Source organism: Streptomyces sp. CY-1 (assembly GCF_047218265.1).
GTDB lineage: Bacteria > Actinomycetota > Actinomycetes > Streptomycetales > Streptomycetaceae > Streptomyces > Streptomyces niphimycinicus.
Genome location: NZ_CP178393.1, coordinates 11,400,640 through 11,417,148, shown reverse-complemented (window position 1 = coordinate 11,417,148; position 16,509 = coordinate 11,400,640). Strand labels below are relative to the sequence as shown.

8 protein-coding genes and 3 pseudogenes are annotated in these 16,509 nt (G+C 69.4%); 10 read left to right on the top strand and 1 reads right to left on the bottom strand.

What is annotated here, in order from left to right; translation table 11 throughout:
* Window positions 1-114: 114 nt before the first annotated feature.
* The 8 genes and pseudogenes from ACK1X7_RS48075 to ACK1X7_RS48040 all read left to right on the top strand — a co-directional run bounded on the left by ACK1X7_RS48075 (window position 115) and on the right by ACK1X7_RS48040 (window position 12,289).
* The gene (locus ACK1X7_RS48075; RefSeq protein WP_413116812.1) at window positions 115-1,002 is read left to right on the top strand and encodes a DUF6083 domain-containing protein; all 888 of its coding nucleotides are present in this window, start codon (window positions 115-117) and stop codon (window positions 1,000-1,002) included.
* A complete protein-coding gene (locus tag ACK1X7_RS48070) occupies window positions 1,002-1,487 on the top strand; it encodes a hypothetical protein (RefSeq protein ID WP_185014977.1) in 486 nt (161 codons plus the stop codon). Before ACK1X7_RS48075 ends, ACK1X7_RS48070 begins: the two co-directional genes overlap by 1 nt.
* Before the next feature lie 75 nt (window positions 1,488-1,562).
* A complete protein-coding gene (locus ACK1X7_RS48065) occupies window positions 1,563-3,032 on the top strand; it encodes a UvrD-helicase domain-containing protein (protein WP_413116811.1) in 1,470 nt (489 codons plus the stop codon).
* Window positions 3,033-3,131: 99 nt separating this feature from the next.
* Window positions 3,132-6,434 (top strand): hypothetical protein, encoded by a 3,303-nt coding sequence (locus ACK1X7_RS48060; RefSeq protein WP_413116810.1) that lies wholly within the window; start codon window positions 3,132-3,134, stop codon window positions 6,432-6,434.
* Between the two features lie 387 nt (window positions 6,435-6,821).
* A complete protein-coding gene (locus ACK1X7_RS48055; protein WP_413116809.1) occupies window positions 6,822-9,605 on the top strand; it encodes a hypothetical protein in 2,784 nt (927 codons plus the stop codon).
* Window positions 9,606-9,938: 333 nt separating this feature from the next.
* Window positions 9,939-10,561, top strand: a pseudogene (locus tag ACK1X7_RS48050) (IS5/IS1182 family transposase); the annotation flags it as partial.
* 211 nt (window positions 10,562-10,772) lie between these two features.
* The gene (locus tag ACK1X7_RS48045; RefSeq protein ID WP_383142688.1) at window positions 10,773-11,372 is read left to right on the top strand and encodes an isochorismatase family protein; all 600 of its coding nucleotides are present in this window, start codon (window positions 10,773-10,775) and stop codon (window positions 11,370-11,372) included.
* Window positions 11,373-11,382: 10 nt separating this feature from the next.
* A pseudogene (locus ACK1X7_RS48040) lies at window positions 11,383-12,289 on the top strand (GlxA family transcriptional regulator).
* A gap of 81 nt (window positions 12,290-12,370) precedes the next feature.
* Here ACK1X7_RS48040 and ACK1X7_RS48035 read toward each other — a convergent pair.
* Window positions 12,371-13,791, bottom strand: a pseudogene (locus tag ACK1X7_RS48035) (NF041680 family putative transposase).
* A gap of 165 nt (window positions 13,792-13,956) precedes the next feature.
* On the opposite strand from ACK1X7_RS48035, the gene ACK1X7_RS48030 reads away from it, so the two are divergent.
* Together ACK1X7_RS48030 and murJ are read left to right on the top strand one after the other, a co-directional pair.
* A complete protein-coding gene (locus tag ACK1X7_RS48030; RefSeq protein ID WP_385154746.1) occupies window positions 13,957-14,664 on the top strand; it encodes a GNAT family N-acetyltransferase in 708 nt (235 codons plus the stop codon).
* Window positions 14,665-14,907: 243 nt separating this feature from the next.
* Window positions 14,908-16,476, top strand: coding sequence for a murein biosynthesis integral membrane protein MurJ (murJ, locus tag ACK1X7_RS48025; RefSeq protein WP_413116971.1), 1,569 nt, complete (start codon window positions 14,908-14,910; stop codon window positions 16,474-16,476).
* The last annotated feature ends 33 nt before the right edge of the window (window positions 16,477-16,509 follow it).

The window sequence follows — 16,509 nt, the reverse complement described above, 5'->3', positions numbered from 1 at the left end:
GCCTCGAACGAGCGACCGTCCGTTCGCACTCCAGTGGCACCATGTGCGGCTGAGCGGGCGATCCGGCCCTACCGCTGCCGCGGATGCGGCGTGTTGGCTGGCAGGTTCACGCGCATGCGCTCCACACCTCCCGCCTCCCGCCACTGGGACCGCAGCCCTGTCCTCGCCCACCGCGCGCGCCGTTCCCTTCAGGTCACCCCCGACGGCGCCAGCCGGCTGCTGCGCTGTGGACAGAGCGGCCGGTGCCGCGACTGCGGCAACCGGATCGAGTGGTACCACCGCAGCGACCGCCGGCCGGTCCGTCTCCATCCGCAGGAACTGCCGGCCACCCGGGTGCCCGCCGCCTGCCGCTGGCACGTCAGCTCCGGAATCGCCCACCCGGCCGGGGACGGCAGCAGCTGGTGCCGTCTGCCGCACGCCGTCCTCTGTCCCGCCCGCGACACGGCACCGGCTTTCCCTGAACTGGCCGGGCTGCGCCGGTCGCTGGCCGTGCACACCCGCCGCATGATCGACGCCGGGGTCTTCACTCCTCCCCCGGCCTTGACGGACAGCTCGGCGCCCCGGCCGCCCGTCTGCCGCCCGGCCCGGCCCATCGTGCAGCTGTTGTATGTCCGCTACCTCGCCTCCCGGCCGGTGGATGAAATCCAGTGTGTCGCCCAGACCCGGCGCCGCCACCGCTGCACCAGCCCGCTGCTTACCTCCCACGCCCCGGCCGGCACCTGGCGACTGGTCCCCGCCACCGCGGCGGGCGGCCAACTGGCCCTGCCCGCCGAGGTCATGGCCCTCTACGACCTCACCGGCGTCCCCTACGCCGAGCAACTGCGCTGGCGCGCCCAGCGCTGCCCGCAGCACGCCGCCACGCCCACGGCCGCCGACCTGGCGGTGGCCGGCTGGGAGCCCTTCGACCCGCTGCACCACCACGAACACATCCATACCCGCCTGCCCACCCCCGTCCGACGCCCCAGGACTGCAGGCAGTGCAAGGCAGGCGGCCCGGCCGTGATGCCGCACCACGCCATCGAGATCGCCCTGACCAGGCCTGTCACTCCCGGCGAACTCCGGCATGCACACTGCGGCGTGTCCCTGGCCGCGAGTGCGGACCGCACCCGGCTGATGACGGTCTACAGCGCACGCAGTCCCGCCAGTGCCCTGCATGCGCTGCGGCGCCGGCTGGGCACGCGCCTGCCGATCGACGTCCTGACCGCGCACTACCCCGACCGGCACGGCCAGGTCCTGCTCAACGTCGCCCTGGACCACACCGCCGACAGGGCCCTGCGCCAGGCTGCGGCAGTCCTGGGGCAACGCCCCCAGGACCTGCTGCGGCAGCGGGTGACCGCGGCCCTTGCCCGGGAGAAGCAGGAACGCGCCCGGCGCCTGGAGGTTCGGCTCGAGAGGCTGCTCGCCGAGCACACCCCCCAAGACGTCCTGGCCTGTGTGGCCGGCCTCCTGCACCGCCACCAGCACCGACCCACTCGCACAGCGCCATAACTCCTTCTCCTACGCCGCTCACGACGCGGCGGCTGCAGGCCCCCTGATCCTCTTCAATCTTCCGCGGAGCCCTTGTTGCATACGCCCACCGACGAACAGGCCAACGCCGTCGACGCCTTCCGGGCCGGCCACCATCTCGTCCTGCAGGCCGGCGCCGGGACGGGAAAGACCAGCACGCTCAGCCTGCTTGCCGCCAGCACCCTCAGCCGCGGCCGCTACCTCGCCTTCAACAAGGACATCGCGCGCGATGCCACCACCCGCTTCCCCCGCACGGTGGTGTGCAAGACCGCCCACGCCACGGCCTACGCCGCCGTCGGCCACCGCTATGCGAGCCGGCTCAACAGCCCCCGCCAGCCGGCCTGGAAGACCGGCCGGGCACTCGGCATCACCCGCCCGGTCCGCATCGGCGATCACGAAATCAGCCCCCGGACGCTCTCCCACACCGTGCTGCGCACCGTGACCCGCTACTGCTACTCCGCCGACCGCACCCTGACCCGCCACCACGTACCGCACCTGCGCGGCCTGTCCACCTCCGGCGAGCACGCCCAACTCGCCCACGAGGTCCTGCCGTTCGCCCTCAAGGCCTGGGCCGACCTGCACAACCCTGACCGCGGTGCGGTCCGCTTCGAACACGACCACTACCTGAAAATGTGGGCCCTGACCGAGCCGAGAATCGAAGCCGACTTCCTCTTCCTCGACGAAGCCCAGGACACCAACCCGGTCCTTGAGGAGGTCTTCAACGCCCAGCGCCACTACGCCCAGCTCGTCATGGTCGGCGACTCCGCCCAGGCCATCTACGGCTGGCGCGGCGCCCAGGACGTGATGACCGGCTTCGACGCCACGGCTCTCACCCTGACCCGCTCCTTCCGCTTCGGCCCGCTGATCGCCGAAGAGGCCAACCGGTGGCTCACTCTGGCCGACGCCCCCATCCGCCTGACCGGCACGGAGACCATCCCCACCGAAGTCGGCGATCTCGACTGCCCCGATGCGGTGCTGTGCCGCACCAACATCGGCGCCATGGCCGAAGTCATGCGACTGCTGTCGGCCGGCCACCGTGTCGCCCTCACCCGGGGAAAGCAGCAGTTGGCCGCACTGGCTCTCGCCGCCCGCGACCTCAAAGGCGGCCGCCGCACCTCACACCCCGAACTCGTCCTCTTCAACTCCTGGGGCGAACTACAGGACTACGCCGCACACGACCCCGCTGGCCGCGACGTCCAACCCTTCGCCGACCTCATCGACACCCACGGCCCCGACGCCATCCTCGCCGCCGTCGACCAGCTCACCGACGAACAGCAGGCCGACGTGACCGTCTCCACGGCCCACACCGCCAAAGGCCGCGAATGGCCCACCGTCAAAATCGCCGACGACTTCCCCCCGCCCAAGGACACCGACCAACACGACGCCCAAGGCCGCCCCGTTCCGGAACCCGTCAACGACACCGACGCCCGCCTCGCCTACGTCGCCGTCACCCGTGCCCGCCACCAACTCGACCTCGGCGGCCTATCGTGGATCAACACCCACCCCACCGCGCTCAGCGTGGCGTGACCGGCGACGACATCACTCGGCGGGGTCCGAGGGCTGCTCCATTCCGCCCGCCCGGATGCGAGGCCGTTGCCGTGGTCGCAGGGCCGCTACGGTGACAGGGTGACTGTCGCGAACGACTCCCCGGGCGGCGACGCCGGCCAGACCGGCTTCGCTGTCTCTGCTGAACTGTCCACGGCGTTGACTGCTCAAGGGCCCCACGGTGAGCGGGCGTTGAACCTCCTGCGGGATGCGGCGGCGGTCCTGTCCGATCCCGGCCGGTGGCACGCACCGTACGAGGTCTCGCAGTCCTGCTGCCGGGGAGCGATCGACAGCATCCTCAACCTGGCGCCGAGGGACATCGAGGGCATCGAGACAGCGAGGGGCGCGGTCACGGATACCGCCAAGTCCACCGTCGAGGCATGGCGCGCCCACGACCAGGTCTCGGAAGGGCTGTTGGACGAGCTCGCTGCCGCGGTAGATGCGCTGCGGGCAGAGGAGGCCAATCCGGGTGGGCGGCGCATCCGCCAGATCGGGCACCTGGTGCAGGAACTGACGCGCCAGGAGATGGGCCTGGCCGAGGTGGAGGCCGTGCGCAACTCCTGGACCCGTTTCTATCGGGACACTTCTGGTGTCCTGCACGGTTCGGGTGCCACACCGGAGGAGTCCCGCGAGCGGTTCGAGGGGGTGGTGGCCTCCTTCGAGCAGCTCTTCCTGGGGCTGCCCGAGCGTGCCGAACGGTTGCGGCAGCTGGCGCTCAGTGAGCAGCCCTCGCCGGAGGATGCCGCTGAGGTCGCGTCGATGTCGGATCCGCGCGCCGGCGGCTACTTCTTCCGCGCGGCGGTGAGCCGGCGCTGGCTTGGCCTGCTGCCGCTGGACCGGCTGCTGCCGGAGGCTTCTCGCTGGCCGGCCCTGCCCTATCTGCGGCGGCTGCTGGATGCCGAGGCACCACAGGTGTGCGCGTGGGTGCAGCAGCATCTCGCCGCGATCGAGGCGCGTGGTGGCGGCGCGACCGGTATGGCGGTGAGCCTGGTAGCCCAGGCGGGCATGACGGCGTGTGCGCTGCTGCAGCAGATCGCAAGGACGCACGAGGACCGCCATGTGCTGCTGCGCATCAGTTACTGGGCCCGGGACGTCCCGATGTCCGACCGTAGCGGGCAGTGGGTCCGCGTCGTCGAAGAGGTGCTGCGCACATCGTCCTTCGGCACCGACGAGTCCTGGGAGGCGGCGCAGCTGGCGCATGCCCTGGTGCAGACGGCCCACCCGGAGGGACAACTGCGCCCGGCTGGGGACCGGTTGGGGGTGATCACCCGGTCTGTGCTGGCGTCTGTGCTCGCCGCGCCTCTGGCGGAGGTCGATGCGTGGCAGATCAGCCTGGTCAACGACCTGCGGGAGATTTCCCTCGCTGATCCGCCGCGCGACGTGCTGTTCACACTGATGCGTGCCGTGCTCGACCTGGCCCGGCAGGACGCAGGGCTGGGCGTCCCGCTGTCCGAGCGGTGGCGGGTGCTGGACAACAAATTGCCGGCCGGCGCCGCGGCCGACCGGCTGCGCGCGGTCGTCCTTCTGGAGAGCTACGACGACGACCGGGCCGATGCGGCGTCGGCCGCCACCTGGTGGGAACAGGCCCTGCCGCTGGCGGGTCGGCTGGCGGCTGCTGGATCCCCGCGCGCGGATGTCGCGGACTTCCTCGCCCTGCTCGAGGACGCCTGCCCGGACGAGCACCGTGGCGGTTTGCACGAGGTGCTGGTCCAGAGTCTGGGGGAGGCACCGTCCGCTCAGGAGGTCTCCGCCTGGAGGGAGGCTTACGAGACGGCGTCCGAGCCGCTGCCGAATGCCTGGGACACCGTCTGGGCGCTGTCTTCGGTCCTGGCCCCGCAGGTACTTGAGCCGTGGCGGCCGGTGCTGGAGATGCTCACCGCTTTGACGGGGCGGGCCGCACCGGCGCGTCCCGTTCCGCGCTTTCAGGTCACGTCGTGGGTCGAGAGCCACGGCGGGCTGTCTGCGGACGTGTTCGCTGCCCGGGCGGCAGAGGATGGGCCCGCCGCCGCGGTCGGCCAGCTGGTCGCCGCGCCCGTCAAGCGCACCGACGTCGACGCCGAGGGTGCTCGCGCCGGTCTGATCAGTGACCTCGTGGCCCAGGATCCGCCACTGTGGGCCCGCGACCCGGACGGTGTGGCGGCGGCTGCGGCCAGCGCCCCGACCGTGCTGGCCGCCTACTTCAACTCCCTGCACCGGGCCGCCCGTGAAGGAAAACTCGCAGGCGGCGAGCTCGCTCCGATCGCCCTGGCCGCCTTCGCCGCCCGCCCGGCAGCCGGGCAAGACGGCCCGGGCACGGAGCAGTTGCAGCGGGTGATCTGCAACCTGCTGCACCGGGCGTGGGAGAGCGATCTGCTGCTGGACACCGCATCAGGGGAGGAAGCCAGCGCCGTCGCGTGGCTGGAGGGCCTGGTCACCGGCTGGACGCAGCCTCGCGCCGACACCCGGCAGCCGCTGCTGACGGCCATCGACCAGCCGGGCGGGGCAGGGCTGCTGTCGCTGATCGCCCGGGCGGTCAAGCAAGCTCACCGCACCGGCCAGACCCTGGCCGAGCCGGTCCGCACGCTACTGACCCGGCTGCTGGAGGACGAGCCCGACGACCAGGCCCTGGCGGTGATCGGCTTCTGCCTCGGCCAACTGACGCATGTCGACGCGGCATGGGCCGAGGAGCACGCCGACCGGCTCTACTCCCTTGACGCCCCGTGGCGACCGGCCGCGACCTGGCTGCGGCACGGGCGCCCGCACACCGGCGTCCTGGCACGCCTGGACCGCACGGCCCTGTTGCAAACGGCGGCCGGCCCGGACGGCATCCCCGCCATCGACAAGATCATCCTGGCGTTCCTCAACGGCTCCGAGGACCTGGGCCCGGCCACCGTACTGCTGACAGAACTCGCCGCGCAGGACGGCGGCCCCCAGGCCGTGTCCGAGGTGCTGTGCCGCATCGCCGGAGCCCTGATCCAATGCGAAGAAACAAGCCCGTGGCCCGAACGCGCCGCGGCGCTGTGGCGCAGTGCCCTCGATGCGCAGCTGGAGCCCGCTGCTCTCACCGGGGCGGGGCGGTTTGCCTATGCCGACCGTCTCGACGACCGCACCTGGCTGGAGTTGACCGCCCCTACCGTGGCCCTGCAGCCGGCGCTGGAGGCGCCCTACCAGGTCGCTGAACGCGCAGGCCGGCACCCCGACTCCGCTGATGCCCTGCGTATTGCCGCAGCGCTGCTCGGCACCCAGGTGGACCTGTTCCACCAGCGGGAGATTGAGGGGCATGCGGCCCGGCTCTTCGCCCAGAGCACGGCGGACGGCACATCCGAACATGAACAGCTGCGGATCGCACTGATCAATGCCGGCGCGATCGAAGCGGCCTACAAGGACCCCCCGACCGGTCCGTGACGGCCCTGGCACGGGCGGGTTGTGTATCCGGCCCTGTTCCTGTGGCCGCTCCCGGCTACGGTGCGAGGCCTGAAGTCACGGATCGTGCATATCGTCCGGTGGAGCAGGCCGCAGCCGCAGCGCGCTGACCGTGTATGCAGTGCCCATGGCACGAGGTCCTGCTCGCGGGAGCTCGTCGCCGATGTCTTCCTCCGCGACGCGGGCAGTCCTCGTATCCACTGGACTGTGTGCCAGCAGTGGCTCGATCATGAGCCCGACGTCACTGCCCACGAAGCCAGCCGGGAGGGCCACTGCCCAGATCCTGACCGGATCAGCCTGAGGTAAAGCCGGATGCAGCGCGGCGCGTTCTGTCTGCGCGGGTGGCGGCGGGCCCGTCACACTGTGCACATGGGTTCCGACGTCCCGTCTGCCGGCCGTGTTCCCCGCCGGCATGCCACTCCCACGGAGAGCACCTTCAAGGAGCTGTATGCCACCGCACTGACCTGTGGTTGCCCCGACTGCGGGGAGCCGCTGCACCGGGAGAACCCGGCCACCGGCCAGCGCGTCCTCAACAGCCAGGTCGCGCACATCCATGCCCGCAGCGAAGGCGGACCTCGGTGGGATCCCGAGATGAGCGAGGAAGACAACCGCAGCTTCACCAACCTCATCCCGCTGTGCGCACGGCATGCCTTCGAGATCGACGCCACGCCGGAGCACTATCCGGCGGATCGCCTGCGCACCTGGAAAAGGAAGCAGATCCAGACGCACTCCCAGGCTGTGGCTCGGACGCTGAGCGACGCCGAAGCAGCCGAGGTCGCCGCCGCGTCCTTCGGCACGGACGACCTCCTGGAGCGGCTGACGGCTCTGCTGCCGTTCTCGGCACGCTCACGCTCACGCGCCGAGGCGCTGGCCCTGGCATCGAACAGCAGCCGTGCCCGCACCGTCGTCCGCCTGCGCGCTACCCCTGCCGACCGAGTAGAGGCAGCGCTGGAGTGGAGGACAGAGCAAGCCGATCCGGTGGTAGAGGTGCCTGCGGGCGCGCTGCGTGTCCTGGTTGCCCCCATGGGGGCTGGCAAGAGCGAGGCGGCGGAGCGCTGGTGGAGCGAGGGACTAACTCAGGCCTGGACGGATCCGCAGGTCGAAATTCCTGTGTGGTTGGAGGCACGGGAGGTCGCAGCCACGCTGGCCGGGACCGTGCAGGAGGCACTGGGAGCCGATCCGGTGCGCGACTGCCGGATCGTCCTGGACAACCTCGACGCGGTGAGCCCGAAAAGGGCCGACCAACTTCTCACCGACGCGCGCCGACTCGTGGCAACCTGGCCCCGGGTGCGCATCCTGGCGACCACCCGCCCGGGCGCGGGCAACGTGGATGCGGCAGAACGCCTCGACGTGCCGGCATGGCCGGTACAGCGGGGCTGGGACCTGCTGCACACCGTGCTGAACGAGGACTACGTGCCCGGCTTGGACACGCACGAGATGCAGCAGCTGCTGACCAGTCCCCTGCAAGTCCACGCCCTCGCCAGCCGTCTGCGAGCCGGCGGCGACACGCAGGTCTCCACGCGTGAACTGCTGTCAGGACTGGCCCGCGCCATCCTCCAGCGCGAACACCCCGAAGCCTCACCGGAGGTATGGGCAAGCCTGCCCCGACTCGCCGCCAGCATCCTGGACCAGCAAAGCCCTGTGTCAGCGAGCGCTTTCGCCCGCCAGCACGTGATCTGGGAACTGGAAGCGACCGGGCTCGTCGTCCACGACGACGGACTGCTGCGCTTTGCTCTCCCCCTGTTCGAGCAGCACTTCGCCGCGCAGGCCCTGCAAGACGAGGAGGCACAGCTCGAAACCGCTGCGGGAGCCGAACACTTCCCGCGCTGGCGATACGCGATCGCGTTCGCCGTGGAGACCGCGACAAGTGGCCGCGCGGAGGAGTTCCTGCGCCGCCTGGCCTGCACCAACCCGGCAGCCGCATCCTGGGTCCTTGACGAGACCACATCTGATCACGACACCGGCCCGCTGCCGCCGGCTTCCACGAACGGACCGGCGGGCGGATCGGCCGGAGCCTGCGACGAAGACCCCGAGCCGGCTCTCGCGATAGGGGGCCGGCTGCGTGAGGCGACGCTCTCGTGGCTTGAAGGGCTGGGCGAGCTGGGGAAGTTGTTGGCGCCGCATGATCAGGGCGCGCTCGCGCCGTGGGGTGTACTCATGGATCAGGAGGACAGGTGGATGACCGTCGCGCAGGCCCGTGAGGGAGTCCTGGACGCCGATCTCGTCGTCCGGCCAGACATCCACCCCTGGCAGTCCTTCCCCATGGCGCAATTCCATGACCGCCAAAGCTTCCCCGTCTCCGACGCACCCCTGACTCGCTGGGTATGGTCCCGCAACCGGCTGCGTGAGCCGTTGGCACGCCGGGTGAAGAACCGCACCCTCCCGGTCGACGCCGCCTCTCCCCTGGCGGCCGAACGGGCATGGTTCCTCGCTCAGCAGATCATGGGGAAGGGGCGGCCCGGCAGACTCGGCCGGGAGATCTCCTTGGAGGACCTCCGGCCGGAGGTGGATGCGCTGATGGCGCATGTCGAGACAACGCGATGGTCGCGGTGGCAGTGGGGCAGATACACCGTGGACTCCGCCGACGTCCGCTGGCTCCACGCCCAGTTGCAGCACCTGCCTGAGGACAAGCTCACCGATCCGCGCCCGCCCGCCGACCGCCCAGGGGAAGGCCGCTACCTCTGGCAGACCTACTCCCCCGAACTGACCCGATCCATCACCCAGGACGTCGTACGCGACGCCCTCGCCGGCTACCGCGACCTGGTGCAGCACAACTTTCCCCGGTTCGGGGCCGCGCTCGGCCTGTACAGCATCTTCCCGGTCCGCGCCGACGGCCTAGTGATCATGCCGGAGCCAGGTAACACCAAGGCCTACAGCGCCAACGTTGCCTACACCCTGCGCACCAATGCCGGATCTCGTATGCAGGATGCGCCAGCAGTGGAGTTCGACCTCGCCGAGGAGCCGAACATCCCCAGCTCCCTGTGGAGCAGTCTGCAAGAGGACCACGCCTCGGTGTTCCATCGCCCAGCAGTGCATCACGAGGAGTTGTCGACGGGGCTGGAACGTCAGGCCACCAACCTCGCCTACAGCTGGCTAGCCCGGGACCTGAAGGCGGTTGGCTGGCTGGAACACGCAGTGACCTTCCCGGAGTGACCGCACAGGCGGCCTGCCCAGCCGACGAAGACATCGAAGCCCGTCGCGAACCGGCCTGGCCGTGCGACCTCCTCGGCATACCCCTGGGCCGCCGACCACCACACCATCCGCGCGCACAAGTGACAGGCCCGCGGGGACAGATGGCCTCTCCCGACCAGACGCCTCTGACCAGCGCAAACTCGCCACCCGCTATAGCAGTCTGCACAAGAATGACATGGCCGTTCGTCACTCATGTCAGCACCAGATGAGCACCATCCGTCAGCGCCAACCGCCAGGTCACCGGGCCCATACCACTGACGCTCAAATGACGATTCTCAACTGACACTCCCCTACAGACTTGCACGCGACGAGTGGATCGCGGCTGGGGTGATGGAGACCCTGAGACTGCTCGTGCTGGCCGCCTACGACCGGATGATCGGCCTCGAACTCGACCATCTGTCCGCCGACGGCTGCATCACCAAGGCCCCCCTCCGGCGGCGAGTGCGCTGGCAAGAGCCCCGTCGACCGAGCGAAACAAGGCATCAAACGCTCGCAGTTGACGGATGGGCACGGCATACCGCTGGTCACCGACCCGGCGCCAGCCAACACCCGCGACCACACGCTGCTACCCGCCGCCCTCGACCGCTTCGCCGACCTGGAAGCGGCCCTGGGACCGCTGTCCGAGCACCCACGACAGCATGGTCCACCAGGACCTGGAGGCCCGAGGGATCTGCGGTCAGATCGCCGAGCGCGGCGCGAAGACCTCCAACCAGGCTGTCGGACGGTGGGTGGTGGAACGCACGAACTCCTGGATGCACAACTTCGGCAAGCTCCGTCGCTGTACCGAGCGACGAAGAGCCCCAGTCGAGGTCTTCATCGCCCTGGCCAGCACCATCATCACCGTCCGCTGCCTGCTCCGACGCGCCTGGACCCTCTACCGCTGGGGCACCCGCCCACGAAACCCTCGCATTCGATGACCTGCTGGCGGACGCCCTAATGTGCACTGTCCAGAGGCGCGAGGCTTTGCTTGATCAACTGAGTGCGCGAAGCGGGAGAGCACAGGCATCTGCCTGCCAATCTCGCGCAGTTCCTCGTGCCCCTGCGTGGTTGCTCTGATGACCGGATCGGTCCGTTGCCGGACCCGATGCGGCCTGTCGCCGCTCCGCCCGCGCGGCTCAGGCTTGGGGCATGACCCGAGCACTGATCGTCATTGATGTCCAGGAGTCCTTCCGTGCCCGTCCGCTCTGGGCAACCACCTCCGACCTGAAGATCGCCGACCAGGTGAACCGCCTGGTCCGACTCTCTCATCGGGCCGGGGACCTTGTGGTGTGGGTACTGCACTCCGAGCCCGGCACCGGCGATGTTTTCGACCCGGCCCTCGGCCATGTTCGGCTGATGGAGGAGCTGGAGCGAGCGGGTGGGGAGCCGCTGATCCACAAGACCTCGCACAACGCCTTCACCACCACCAACCTGCAGCAACTCCTCACCGAGCGCGGCATCCGCGAGCTCACCGTCTGCGGCATCCGCACCGAGCAGTGCGTGGAGACCACCACTCGCGTCGCCAGCGACCTCGGCTACCAGGTCACCTTTGTCATCGACGCGACCGCGACCAATCCCATCCCGCACCGCGACGCTCCCGCCGACCAGAGCGTTGCCGAGTTGCTGGCCGACCCCCGCACGCTGCCTGCCGAAGAGGTCATCAGGCGCACCGAGTACGCCCTCGCGGGACGCTTCGCCACCATCGCGACGGTCGACCAGATGGAGGCCGCAGCACTACTTCAGGCATGATGACCGAATCGTGAGCCACGTCGTCTTCCTCCTGGTGCCCGGAGTCCACGTGCTGGACCTGGCCGGCCCCGCAGGTCTTCTCCACGGCCGCCGACTTCGGGCACCCCTACACGCTCTCTTACGTCGCCGAGCAGCCACAGGTCTCCACGGCCCAGGGGCTGTCGCTGGTGGCCGGACCCGACTCGCCCGAGCTCGGGCCCGAGGACTCGATCGTGGTGCCCGGCTGGCGGACAGTCACCCTGGCCGACGCCCCAGCCATCGGCACCGCCTCCCTGCAGGTCCTCCGGGACCACCACGCCAGGGGCGGGACTGTGGCCAGCGTCTGCGCCGGAGCCGAGGCGCTCGGCCGGGCCGGCCTGCTAGACGGCCGCCACTGCACCACCCACCACAACGTGCAGAACGAGCTGGCCCTGCGCCACCCCAGGGCGGTGGTCGTCCGCGACGTCCTGTTCACCGCCGACGACCGGGTGATCACCTCGGCCGGCATCGCCAGCGGCATCGATCTGGCCCTGCACCTGGTCGCGACCCGGCACGGCCCGGCCGTCGCCGCCCAGGTGGCCCGGGACATGGTCGTCTACGCTCGCCGCAACGGCCGTGAGCCGCAGTCCAACGCGATGCTCCGGCATCGGTCCCACCTCGACGACACCGTGCACCGCGCCCAGGACCTCATCGACGCTCGCTTCGACCAACCGCTCCCGCTGCCCACCCTGGCCTCGGCCGTCAGCGTGAGCGAACGCACCCTCACCCGCCTCTTCAGCCGCGCTACCGGGCTCACCCCACTGCGCTACCAGCAGACCCTCCGCCTTGAACGCGCCCAACACTTCATCAGCCACGGCGCGACTATCGACGCCGCCGCCCGCTCAGTCGGTTTCCAGGACCCACGCATGCTGCGCCGCCTCCGCGCCTGCACGGCCTGACTGCGTCAGGTAACCGAACGCCCCTGGGCAGGGCAACTGACTCCCGTGCCTACCTACTGGTGGAGCCTCTTAGCTTGTCTTTTAACTGATCCGCTGTGGCTTCGTGCCGACCTTGTGGTGGGTGGGTCTTTGGTAGGGCTGGTCGGTGGCGAGGACTCTGCCCACGTCATGGCGGGTTGCTCGGTGCCGGTTCCGGGTGCCTGGCGGTCGGCCGGGGCCTGGTCGTGAGGGTTTCGGTGCTCCCGCTGGGGATGCTGCTGTCGGACGGATGTTCCTGAACCCCCGCCGGACTCGGGCTGGGGTGAGCCGGTCCGGCGGGGCCGGCTTCTCCCAGGGGTGTCGTAAGTCCTGGACCAGCGGGCGGGCGAGCCGGAGCTGGGTGTGGGCGGCGATGACGAGCCAGGTCCACCGGCCGGCGGCCTCGGAGCTGCGGAGCCTCGGAGCGGTCCAGCCCAGGGTCTGCTTCATCATCCGGAAGGTGTGCTCGACGTCGAATCGTCGTAGGAACGCCTGCCAACAGCGGTCGACGTCGGCCGCGGTCGCACCGGTCTTGGACCACCACAGCCAGACCGGCTTCGGCTCGGCGCCGGACGGCAGGTAGGACACCTCCAGCCGGATCACGGTGCCCTCGATAATGGGCAACTCAGCGGAGTGCTCGATCCACGCGGCCCGGCGAGTCAGCCGGGGGTGGAGCCGGTCCCATGCCTGCGCGGTCGCCTTCCCATAGAGGCGGGTGTCGGTGACTGTCACCACCTGCTCGGCACCCCAGGTGCCGGGCTGGCCGAAGACGAACTCGCCGCCGTGCTTGGGCGGCCGGCCCCCTTGGGGTCATAGACCCGCGCCGGAGTCAGCCGACGCATCACCCTGTCCGACCGCGTCCGGCCCAGAATCTCAACGGGCAGGTCGGCCAGCAGGTAGGCCAGCCGCGGGGCGTCATAACCGGCGTCGACCACCACCAGCACGTCTGAGTCGCCGTCCGTCCACTGGCCAGAGGCCACCAGCCGCTCGATGACCTCCCGGATCTGCGCGCTGGTCACCGCCGCAACGTCGGCGCCGGGCGCCAGCCGAACGGCGTCCAGGATCGCTGTCCACGACGTCCTCCCGGCCTCCAGCGCGGCAACGACCGAGTACGACCAGCCCGGAATCATCAGGTGCTTGTTCTCGCCGTACCCGTATGTGTGGCAAAAGCACCGGTCAGGGGCGGTGTCGGCGTCCGGACGCAGCCACGGTGAGATGTCCACCGCCAGGACCAGGCGCCCGTCAGCCGCCCTCGGCAACGGCACCAAGACCAGCGCCCGGCGCAGTCGGCCCACATCCACCCGGCCCTGATTCAGGCCTGCATAGAGAGCACCGTGCCCACGGTGGTGCTCCGGGGCCAGAGCCAGCCCTACCAGGGACCTCACCGGCCCGTCGGCACGCACGATCGCGTCGGTCGGCTCGAACAGCGCATCCCCGCGGGCGGGTAAGCAGCCGTAGAAGTCGGTCCGGAACCGGGACAACATCATCAGGGACTCGATGCGGGCAGGGTTGTGCAGCAGACTCACTCTCACGGCCCTTGGTTGATCATCAGCGTCTCGACAGCGCACATGATCACACCAAGGCCGAACCACTGTCTCCTTGGAGGAAACTCTTCTGCCCAGGCCGTCCAGCGAAGCTAGCCTCTTGCCATGAGATGGGACGAAGGACGCCTGCTGGCCCTGGAGATCGACGCGAACTACGGCCTCGCACCAGACCCGGACACCCCGCAAGCAGCCCTCAGAAACCCTTCCCTGCTCGCAGTGTGGGCATGGTCCCCTCACGCACGTCTCCTGTCACTCTCGCCCAGACTCGCGCTCCCCAGCTCCATCGACGGCATGGAGCAGGAGTACAGCCCCGGTCGTCTACCCGACGCACTGCACTGTCTGGTCGCATCCCTTGACGACCGGACGGTGTCCGTCGAGGGCGGCCCGTGTTTCGTCTTCCCGGACCGTCTCGCCGTCCCAGACCCAGCCCCGCTGCCGATCATCGTCTCCACCGCCGACGGCCAGCGCACCGCCCAACACCTGATCCGGCCGGACAACTGGCAGCCCGACGAGTGGAACGAACTGATCAACGGGCGCATGGGTGAGTGGGCCATGGCGGTCCACGAACGGGAGCCGGTGTCGATCTGCTTCACACCCGCCTCGAACGCCACCGCCGCAGAGGCAGGCATCTGGACCCGCCCCGACTTCCGCGGCAAGCGCCTCGCACCGACCGTCGTAGCCGCCTGGTCCCAGCGTGAGCACCGCAACAAGACCGTGCTCTTCTACAGCACCACCGCAGACAACCACGCCTCCCAATCCGTCGCCCGCGCACTCGGCCTCACTCCACTTGGCTGGATCTGGACCGCACGTTAAAAGACAAGTTGAGAAGCTGTTTGTGATCCCCGGTCCTGATCAATGTGGTCAGGTCCATCGCCACCTCTGGGCAGGACCTGGGACGAGGGGTGGGTTTCCAAACGCATGCTGATTGCACCGTAAATTGTGCCCATGAGCGAGGAGACGTCGCCCGAGAAGTTAGAGCGGTCAAGCACAAGACATAGGAGGCATGCCGCACCCAAGCGCGGCAAGGGCAGCGGGGTGTTGCGGTCGTCCGCGCTGATGGCGGCGGGGACGGTGGTCTCGCGCGCCACTGGACTGATCCGACAGATGCTGCAGGCCGCTGCACTGGGCACCGGGCTGCTGGCCACCACCTACAACCAGGCCAACACCGTGCCCACCAGTCTGTACTTCCTGTTGATCGGTGGCGCGCTGAATTCCGTCCTGGTCCCCCAACTGGTCCGGGCCCGCACAGAGGACCCAGATGGCGGAGCCGCCTTCGAACAGCGCCTGGTTACCCTCGTGCTGTGTGTCCTCGGCGTCGGCACCGCGTTGGCCACATGGGCTGCTCCCGAGATCATCAGGGTCTACCAGAACGACACACCCACCACGCACGACGCGTTCGAGCTGACCGTGGTCTTCGCCCGCTTCCTGCTCCCGCAGATCTTCTTCTACGGCGTGTTCAGCATCTTTGGGCAGGTCCTCAATGCCCGGAACCGGTTCGGGGCGATGATGTGGACCCCTGTTCTGAACAACCTCATCCTGATCACCATGTTCGGCCTCTACGTCGGCATGATGATCGCCCCAGAAAAGGTCACCGACATCACTGACGCCCAGGTCAGGCTGCTCGGAATTGGCACCACAACCGCCCTGGCCCTCCAGACGGTCGCCCTGATCCCCTACGCCCGCGAAGCCGGATTCCGGCTGCGACCGCGCTTCGACTGGCGGGGCACCGGCCTGCGCAAGAGCGTGAACGCGGCCCGCTGGACCTTGCTGTTCGTACTGGCCAACCTCATGGCGAGCACTGTGGTCACCCGCCTGGCCTCCGCCGCCGACGCCGCCCTGCCCCACGACGGCGTCGGCTACACCGCCTACAGCTACGCCCAGCAGATCTGGATGCTTCCCCAGTCGATCGTCACGGTCTCCCTCGTCACCGCTCTCCTCCCGCGCATGAGCCGGGCAGTGAACGAGCACCGCGTCGACGACCTGCGTGCCGACTTGTCCCGCGCACTCCGAGCCAGCGGCGTCATCATCGTCCCTGCTGCATTCTTCTTCGTTGCCTTCGGCCCGCAGATCGCGCAGCTGCTGTTCGCCCATGGTGCCACCAACGCCGCAGCAACCATCTCACTGGGCCACATGCTGCAAGCCTTCGGCCTGGGCCTGATCCCGTTCTCCGCTCAGTACCTTCTGCTGCGCGGCTTCTACGCCTTCGAAGACACCCGGACGCCGTTCCGTATGGCGCTGTGGATCAGCGGCATCAATATCGCTCTCGCTGTGGCCTGCCATCTTCTGCTGTCCCCCCGTTGGGCGGTCACCGGGATGGCCGCCGCATACGCCCTGTCCTACGCGATCGGCCTGCTGCTGACGGCTCTACGGCTGCGGCGACGCATCGAGGGGCTGCTCGACGGTCGGCGGATCTGCCGCACCTACGCCAAGCTGACCGCGGCCGCCACCGGGGCCGGTGCCGCCGGGTGGCTCATCGCCCGCTCCGGCGGCCACAGCCTGACATCTGTCTCCTGGACGCCGGCTCTCTCACTGACTGCAGGCGGCATCACGATGGTCCTGCTGTTCCTGCTCTTTGCGCGACTCTTGCGAATCGGGGAACTGCGCGGCCTGCCGGGGCTGGGGTGACCCCGGCACGATCAGACGTGAGCCGGAGAGCTG

Coding starts and splice junctions, on each gene's coding strand:
- ACK1X7_RS48075 (WP_413116812.1), top strand. CDS start 115: ATGCGCTCCACACCTCCCGCCTCCCGCCACTGGGACCGCAGCCCTGTC.
- ACK1X7_RS48070 (WP_185014977.1), top strand. CDS start 1,002: ATGCCGCACCACGCCATCGAGATCGCCCTGACCAGGCCTGTCACTCCC.
- ACK1X7_RS48055 (WP_413116809.1), top strand. CDS start 6,822: ATGGGTTCCGACGTCCCGTCTGCCGGCCGTGTTCCCCGCCGGCATGCC.
- ACK1X7_RS48045 (WP_383142688.1), top strand. CDS start 10,773: ATGACCCGAGCACTGATCGTCATTGATGTCCAGGAGTCCTTCCGTGCC.
- ACK1X7_RS48030 (WP_385154746.1), top strand. CDS start 13,957: ATGAGATGGGACGAAGGACGCCTGCTGGCCCTGGAGATCGACGCGAAC.
- murJ (WP_413116971.1), top strand. CDS start 14,908: ATGGCGGCGGGGACGGTGGTCTCGCGCGCCACTGGACTGATCCGACAG.